Source organism: Brevundimonas sp. (genome assembly GCF_003248455.1).
Lineage (GTDB): Bacteria > Pseudomonadota > Alphaproteobacteria > Caulobacterales > Caulobacteraceae > Brevundimonas.
The window spans coordinates 85,526-92,928 of the sequence record NZ_QFNM01000011.1 but is presented as its reverse complement, the minus strand read 5'-3'; the positions used below and the strand labels follow the sequence as shown (position 1 = coordinate 92,928).

The window sequence follows — 7,403 nt, the reverse complement described above, 5'->3', positions numbered from 1 at the left end:
GGCGGCGGCAACGACGAGCGCGAACAGACGCTGAACCAGCTGCTGGTCGAGATGGACGGCTTCGAGGCGTCCGAGAACATCATCCTGATCGCCGCCACCAACCGCCCCGACGTGCTGGACCCGGCCCTGCTGCGTCCCGGCCGCTTCGACCGCCAGGTGGTGGTGCCGAACCCCGACGTCTCGGGCCGCGAGCGCATCCTGCGCGTCCACATGAAGGACGTGCCCCTGGCCGCCGACGTGAACGTCAAGACCATCGCGCGCGGCACGCCCGGCTTCTCGGGCGCGGACCTGGCCAATCTGGTCAACGAGGCGGCCCTGATGGCGGCGCGCAAGGACCGGCGCATGGTCACGCACCGCGACTTCGAGGACGCCAAGGACAAGGTGCTGATGGGCTCGGAGCGCCGCTCGATGGCGATGAATGAGGAAGAGAAGCGCCTGACCGCCTATCACGAGGCTGGACACGCCATCGTCGCCATGAACGTCAAGATGGCCGATCCGGTGCACAAGGCGACCATCGTGCCGCGCGGCCGCGCCCTGGGCATGGTGATGCAACTGCCGGAAGGCGACCGCTATTCGATGAAATACCAGCAGATGATCGACCGGATCGCCATCATGGCGGGCGGGCGCGTCGCCGAAGAGCTGATCTTCGGCAAGGACAACATCACCTCGGGCGCCTCGTCCGACATCGAACAGGCGACCAAGCTCGCAAGGGCGATGGTCACGCGCTGGGGCTTCTCCGAAAAACTGGGCACCGTGGCCTACGGCGAGAACCAGGAGGAGGTCTTCCTGGGCCATTCGGTCGCGCGCAGCCAGAACATCTCCGAAGAGACCGCCCGCACCATCGACGAGGAGGTGCGGCGCCTGGTGTCCTCGGGCTGGGACGAGGCGCGCCGTATCCTGACCACCAAGGCGGCCGACCACGAGAAGCTGTCCCAGGCCCTGCTTGAATACGAGACCTTGTCAGGCGAGGAGATCAAGGATCTGCTGGAGAAGGGCGTCGCGCCGAACCGCGACGAGAACAACTTCCCCAACGCCGGGCCGTCGGTGTCCGTGCCCGTGACGCCGGTTTCGGACGGAACCGAGATCGAGGTTCCCGTGGCCAAACCCGCCCCGACCAGCGTGCCGACGGTGCACTGACCACCGCCGTTGCGGCCTGAACACGAACCCGCCGGAACAGCGATCTTCCGGCGGGTTTTTCGTGGGCGAGATATTCGCCCTCGCTCGGGTCGGCGTCTTGCCGCGCGGTTCGCGGCGCCCCCCTCCCACGCCGTCATCCTGGGCCTTGCGCCTAGGACCCAGACGCTCGGTGTCCGTCGGTGCGCAGCGTCCTCGAAGGAGTCTATGGATCCTAGGCGCAAGGCCCAGGATGACGAAGGAAGAGCGTTGGTGAACAAGTTTGCAATTCAAACAAGTCTGTGAGACATCATCGTCATCGAGCTTAGGGAGGGTTTCATGACGACGAGCGATATCGAACGAGGCGAACGGCTGCATGGGCTGGATGCGCTGAGGGGGGCGGCCTTGCTGCTGGGCGTGGTGCTGCACGGCGCCCTGTCCTTCTTTCCGACCCAGATCTGGATCGTCGGCGACGATCAGAGATCGGTCTGGGCCAGCGGCCTGTTCTTCGTGATCCATCTGTTTCGCATGACGACCTTTTTCGTGATCGCGGGCCTGTTCGCCCATCTGATGCTGAGCCGGCTGGGCGTGGTCGGCTTCGTCAGGAACCGGCTGAGCCGGATCGCCGCGCCCCTCGCCGTCTTCTGGGGCCCGGTGCTGGCGGCCATCGTCGCCGTGGTGATCTGGAACGCCGGCCTGCAAGGCCTGACCGCCGCCGATGCGCCCCCGCCCCCGAAATATGACTGGACCAGTATTCCGCTGACCCATCTGTGGTTTCTGTGGGTGCTGCTGATCTTCTACGTCGCCCTGCTGATCCTGCGCGCGCCCTTCGCGGCGCTGGACCGGGACGGCGGTTGGGGCCGGACGGTCGACCGACTGACGGGCGTGCTGGTCGGGCCTGCGGGGCCGTTCCTGCTGGGCGCGCCGCTGGCCCTGGCCTTGTGGCTGCACCCCGACTGGATCGCCTTTTTCGGCGTGCCGACGCCGGATGCGGGCCTGATCCCCAACACCCCTGCCCTGGTCGGGTTCGGCCTGGCGTTCGCCCTTGGGGTGCTGTTGGACTGGCGTCGCGATCTGCTGGGGCGTATCCGGGCCTGGCAGCCGGCCCATCTGGGTCTGGCGATCGGCGCGGGCGCGGGCGCCCTGATGCTGGCGGGCGGGCCGACCCCGGTGCTGAGCCCGATGACCGATCCGGCGGTCAAGGCGATGACGGCGTCGGCGTTCGGGGTTGCGACCTACGCCTCGGTTCTGGCGGTCATGGGGCTGGCGCTGCGGTTCTGCGCGGGCCGCAGCGCGGTGCGCCGCTACGTCGCAGACGCCTCCTACTGGATCTATATCGTCCATCTGCCCCTGGTGATGGCCGCCCAGGTCTGGGTGCAGGATTGGGGCTGGCCCTGGCCCGCCAAGCTGGCGGCCGTGATCGTCGGCGTTCTGGCCGTCTCCTTCGCCAGCTACGAACTGCTGGTCCGTCACAGCTTCATGGGACGGTGGCTGAATGGACGGCGCATCCCCTGGCGCCGGCTCCAGCCCGCCCTCGCCCCGGCCGAATAGCTTGCCAAGCCCCGCCGGCGCGTCCATCCGAGGAGATGCGCCGGCCGCACAGGAATCACGATGACCGACCCGTCCCGCAGCAGCCCCGAAGCCGACCTGGCCTTTCTTCGCTCCATCGTCCAGGGAGGCGACAATCCCAAGGCGACCCTGACCCTGGGCGTGGCCTATCTGGCCGGCGGCCTGCTCTACGGGTTGCAGTGCCTGTTCCACCTGGGCCAGGTCTGGGGGCTGATCCGCTGGCCGGATCTGGCCAATCTGGCCTTCGTCGTCGCCATCACCGGGGCCTTTTTCGTCGTACTGACGTGGGCCGTGCGCGAAGACCGCAAGGCCGGTACGGCGGGCCCCATCGTGACCCGGACCCTGAACGCGGCCTTCAGCGCCGGGGGCATGGCCAATCTGGCCATCATCATCGTGTTCGGCGTCGGGGCGCGGCGCGACGAGGACTTCGCCGTCTGGCTGTATTATCCGGCCATGATCTTCGCGCTTCAGTCCGCCATCTGGTACGTGGCTTGGACCTTGAAGAAGAAGCCCTGGATGCTGGCGACCTCGGCGGGCGGCTGGGCGACGGCGGTGATCCTGGGGCTGCTGGTGCGCGATCCTGTGATCTATCTCTATGTCTGCACTGCGGCCCTGTTCCTGCTGTTCGCCGCGCCGGGCGGGATCATGACCCGCGACGCCCTGAGAAAGCGGGCCGTGGGAACGGACGCCGACTGATCCATGGCCCTGAACGATCTGGGACGGATCGACGAGGTGATCCACGGCCGGATGCGGCTGGGGATCATGGTCTATCTGGCCGACGCCGAGGCCGCAGACTTCACCGAGCTGAAGACGGTGCTGGAGGCGACCCAGGGCAATCTGTCGGTCCACATCAAGAAGCTGGAGGAGGCCGGCTACGTCGCCGTCGCCAAGAGTTTCGTGAACAACAAGCCCCTGACGCGGGTGTCGATCACCCCCGAGGGGCGGCGGGCCTTCGCCGCCTATCTGGAGGCGCTGGGCCGGCTGATCGGAAGGCCGGGGTAAGGGGCGGTCGCCGCCTCAGTCCCCGGCGTCCTCGATCCGCATCAGCGTCAGGCGACGCTGGGCGCCGGAGGGATCGGTCCAGGCGATGGTGCGGCCCTCGGCCATGCCGATCAGGCCCGCGCCGACGTGCGACAGGATCGAGACCTTGCCCGCGTCGATGTCGGCGTCCTCGGGCATGACGATCTGGATGCGGCGGGGCGTGTCGGATCGGTCGTCGACATAGGTCAGCCAGCGATAGAGCGGGGCGCCGCGCGCGGGGCGGTCGTCTCCGACGATCACGGCGCGGTCCAGCTCCTGCTGCAACAGGCCGGCCACGCCCGCGCCGGGCAGGTCGCCGACCAGCCGCTCCAGCCGGTCGTGATCCTGGGCGGACATATAGATTCGGGGTTGGGCGGGCATGGGAAAACTCATGAAGGGCGGCCGCGCGCCAAGGCCGGCGTCGCGGACGGATAGGGTGTCTAAGGGGAGGCAAGGGGCGCCCGGAACGGGGCGAAGGGCGCGCGGCCGTTCCGGGTCAGTCGCCTGCGACGAGGCGTCCCGCGTGGGAAAGGCGTCGAGCCTGGCTGACGAAACGAGCGATCACGGCTAGAGGCTGGTCTCATGCGCGGAGAAAGTCAAACCTCGGACCGACCCTTGAGGATGGGGGCCCTGGGTATGGGGCCCCTGGTGATGGGAATCGTCAATGTGACGCCCGACAGCTTCTCGGACGGGGGGCGCTGGGCCTCGACCGATCAGGCGGTCGAACGGGCGATGGCCCTGGTCGCGGACGGCGCCGAGGTGCTGGACATCGGCGGCGAGAGCACCCGGCCGGGGGCCGAGCCGGTCGACCAGGCCCAGGAGATCGAACGGGTGGTTCCGGTGATCGCCGCCGTGCGCGCCCGCTGGGGCGGGGCGATCAGCGTCGATACGATGAAGCCCGCCGTCGCCCGCGCCGCCGTCGCGGCCGGGGCGACGATGTGGAACGACGTGACGGCCCTGACCCACGCGCCGGACAGCGCGGGCGTGGCGGCGGAACTGGGGTGCGACGTGGTGCTGATGCACATGAAGGGCGAGCCGCGCACCATGCAGGCGGACCCGACCTATGACGACGTCGTGGCCGAGGTGGGCGATCATCTGCGGGGCCGGGCCGAGGCGGCGATGGCGGCGGGCGTGGCGCGCGAGCGGATATGGCTGGACCCCGGCATCGGCTTCGGCAAGACCCTGGCGCACAATCTGGCCCTGACGGCGGGCCTGGGGGCGCTGGCCGCCCTGGGGTTCCCCGTGCTGTACGCCGCCAGCCGCAAGCGCACGATCCAGGCGGTCGATCCCACGGCGACGCAGGCGACGGACCGGCTGGGGGGATCGCTGGCCCTGGCGCTGGAAGGCGCCGCGCGCGGAGCGCGGATGGTGCGGGTCCACGACGTGCGCGAGACGGTGCAGGCGCTGAAGATTCAGGCGGCGGTGAGGGCGGCGGAGGCGAACGATCGCCGGCGAACCTCCTGATCGCCTTCGCCTTCATCGGCCTGGGCGCTTTCGCATCTTCAAGGCGCCGCTGCACCGAGGGCGCTTGCCCCGGACCGTCGCCTGTTCCATCTGGGGGCATGTCCTGGGTGATGTCGATCAATCCGTGGGCGACCCTGGCGGTCGCCGGTCTGCTGGAGGTGCTGTGGGCCTCGGGCCTGAAGAACGTCGGCGTCGGCCGGCCGCTGACGTCCCTGGGGGTGCTGGCGGCCCTGGCGGGCAGCATGACCCTGTTGTGGGTCGCGACGCAGAAGCTGCCGATCGGCACGGCCTATGCGGTCTGGACCGGGATCGGGGCGGTCGGCGCGGCCCTGGTCGGGATCGTCGCCTATGGCGAGCCGGCGACGACGGTCAGGGCGGTGTGCATCCTTCTGATCGTGGCGGGCATCGTCGGGCTGAAATTATTTTCGGGAGCGGCGGCGTGAGCGCGCTTCATCAGGGCCGGGTGCTGATCCTGGCCGGGTCCGACAGCGGCGGGGGCGCAGGCGTACAGGCGGACATCAAGGCGGTGACGATGATGGGCGGATACGCCGCCACCGCCATCACCGCGATCACGGTGCAGAACACCCTGGGGGTTCACGGCGTCCATTCCCTGCCGCTGGACCTGATCGCCGCCCAAGGCCGTGCGGTTCTGGAGGACATCGGCGCGGACGCCTTCAAGACCGGCATGCTGGGTTCGGTCGAGGTGGTCGAGACGGTCGCGGCCCTGCTGGATATGGCGGACGCGCCGGCCGTGGTCGATCCGGTCATGGTGGCCAAGGGCGGGGCGCCCCTGCTGCCCGATGCGGCGGTCGAGGCGGTGAAGGCGCTGATGATCCCGCGCGCCGCCCTTCTGACCCCCAATGCGCCCGAGGCGGAGGCCCTGACCGGGATCGCCGTACACGACCTGGACGGCCAGCGCCGCGCGGGCGAGGCTCTGCTGGCGATGGGGGCGCGGGCGGTGCTGATGAAGGGCGGCCATGTGCCGGGGCCGACGGTGATCGACCTGTTGCTGACGGCCGACGGCGAGACGGTGCTGGAGGCCGAACGGATCGACACGCGCCACACCCACGGCACCGGCTGCACCCTGGCCAGCGCCTGCGCGGCGGGCCTGGCCCTGGGGCGGCCGCTGGAGGTCGCGGTCGCCGAAGCCTGGGCCTATGTTGGCGAGGCGATCCGCCGCGCGCCGGGCCTGGGCGGCGGGCACGGGCCGCTGGACCACGGCTGGCCGGTGCGGGGATGAGCGACCTGGAGCGCGAACTGACCGCCATCGTGCGCGCCGACCCGGGGCTGATGCACGTCTTGACCACGGTGCGGGCGCTGAACCTGCCCGACTGGCGGCTGGTGTCCGGCGCGGTCTATCAGGCGGCGTGGAACGCGCGGACGGGGCGGCCGGCGGGCTATGGGATCAAGGACTACGACCTGGCCTATTTCGACGGATCGGACCTGTCCTACGACGCCGAGGACGTCGTCATCAAACGGGTCGCCGCCGCCCTAGAAGAGCCGTTCCGCAGCCAGGTCGAGGTCAGGAACCAGGCGCGGGTGCACCTGTGGTTCCGGGATCGGTTCGGAGAGGACTATGCGCCGCTGGGCTCGACCGACGAGGCCCTGGCACGGTTCGTGGCGCCGGCCTTCGCCGTGGGGGTGCGGCTGGAGCCGGACGATGCGATCAGCGTCGCGGCGCCTTTCGGGCTGGAGGATGTGTTCGCCATGATCCTCCGGCCCAATCCTGACCGGCCGCCGGCCAGGGGCTGGGCGAAGGTGGTCGACAACGCGCGGGCGCGGTGGCCGGAGCTGACGGTGGTGGAGCCCTAGAAGGGGCCGTGTTTGCCGTTGGAGGAGAACTCCGGCGGCGCGGCCTTGTGGATATATTGTTCGGCGACCAGCCAGGCCTTGAACGGGCGCAGGCACCCCAGGCACAGGGCGACCAGGATCGGCATGGTGACGACGCCGTGGACCCAGATGGGCGGATGGACGGTGAAGTCGAACACCATCAGCAGGATCATCCCCACCACCCCGACCGCCGTCATGACGAAGAAGGCCGGGCCGTCCGCCGGGTCGGCGAAACCGTAATCGAGGCCGCATTCGGGGCATTCGCCGCGCAGGGTCAGATAGCCCTTGAACAGCGGCCCCTTGCCGCAGCGGGGGCAGCGGCAGGCCAGGCCGGTCTTGAGCGTGCTGAGGCGCGGATAGTCGGTCATGGCTTCAGTATGCCGGTCGGCGACGGGGTTGTCGCGTGG

10 protein-coding genes are annotated in these 7,403 nt (G+C 69.6%); 8 read left to right on the top strand and 2 right to left on the bottom strand.

Translation table 11 applies throughout. The features are described from left to right. The 4 genes from DI624_RS06150 to DI624_RS06135 form a co-directional block, all read left to right on the top strand. Window positions 1–1,137, top strand: a 1,137-nt coding sequence (locus tag DI624_RS06150) for an AAA family ATPase (RefSeq protein ID WP_291536713.1), incomplete at its 5' end; no start/stop codon positions are given. A 315-nt stretch (window positions 1,138–1,452) separates the two neighbouring features. After that, window positions 1,453–2,664 carry an acyltransferase family protein gene (locus DI624_RS06145; RefSeq protein ID WP_291536712.1) on the top strand — a complete coding sequence of 404 codons (1,212 nt, stop codon included), beginning with the start codon at window positions 1,453–1,455 and terminating at the stop codon, window positions 2,662–2,664. 60 nt (window positions 2,665–2,724) lie between these two features. After that, on the top strand, window positions 2,725–3,378 hold the full coding sequence (locus DI624_RS06140) for a hypothetical protein (protein WP_291536711.1): 654 nt from the start codon (window positions 2,725–2,727) through the stop codon (window positions 3,376–3,378). Window positions 3,379–3,381: 3 nt separating this feature from the next. Beyond that, entirely contained in the window at window positions 3,382–3,684 is a 303-nt protein-coding gene (locus DI624_RS06135; protein WP_291536710.1) for a transcriptional regulator, read from the top strand. Window positions 3,685–3,699: 15 nt separating this feature from the next. Here DI624_RS06135 and DI624_RS06130 read toward each other — a convergent pair whose 3' ends face one another. Further along, on the bottom strand, window positions 3,700–4,083 hold the full coding sequence (locus DI624_RS06130; RefSeq protein WP_291536708.1) for a GreA/GreB family elongation factor: 384 nt from the start codon (window positions 4,081–4,083) through the stop codon (window positions 3,700–3,702). A 240-nt stretch (window positions 4,084–4,323) separates the two neighbouring features. Between DI624_RS06130 and folP the strand changes: the two genes are divergently transcribed. From folP to DI624_RS06110, 4 genes are all read left to right on the top strand, one after another. Beyond that, on the top strand, window positions 4,324–5,166 hold the full coding sequence (gene folP / locus DI624_RS06125; protein ID WP_291536706.1) for a dihydropteroate synthase: 843 nt from the start codon (window positions 4,324–4,326) through the stop codon (window positions 5,164–5,166). 98 nt (window positions 5,167–5,264) lie between these two features. Continuing rightward, on the top strand, window positions 5,265–5,609 hold the full coding sequence (locus tag DI624_RS06120; RefSeq protein WP_291536705.1) for a multidrug efflux SMR transporter: 345 nt from the start codon (window positions 5,265–5,267) through the stop codon (window positions 5,607–5,609). Then, on the top strand, window positions 5,606–6,406 hold the full coding sequence (gene thiD / locus DI624_RS06115) for a bifunctional hydroxymethylpyrimidine kinase/phosphomethylpyrimidine kinase (RefSeq protein WP_291536704.1): 801 nt from the start codon (window positions 5,606–5,608) through the stop codon (window positions 6,404–6,406). Before DI624_RS06120 ends, thiD begins: the two co-directional genes overlap by 4 nt. After that, window positions 6,403–6,978 (top strand): nucleotidyltransferase family protein, encoded by a 576-nt coding sequence (locus DI624_RS06110; protein ID WP_291536702.1) that lies wholly within the window; start codon window positions 6,403–6,405, stop codon window positions 6,976–6,978. The genes thiD and DI624_RS06110 overlap by 4 nt, the downstream gene beginning before the upstream one ends. Here DI624_RS06110 and DI624_RS06105 read toward each other — a convergent pair. After that, on the bottom strand, window positions 6,975–7,364 hold the full coding sequence (locus DI624_RS06105; RefSeq protein ID WP_291536700.1) for a DUF983 domain-containing protein: 390 nt from the start codon (window positions 7,362–7,364) through the stop codon (window positions 6,975–6,977). The genes DI624_RS06110 and DI624_RS06105 overlap by 4 nt on opposite strands. Window positions 7,365–7,403: the final 39 nt, after the last annotated feature.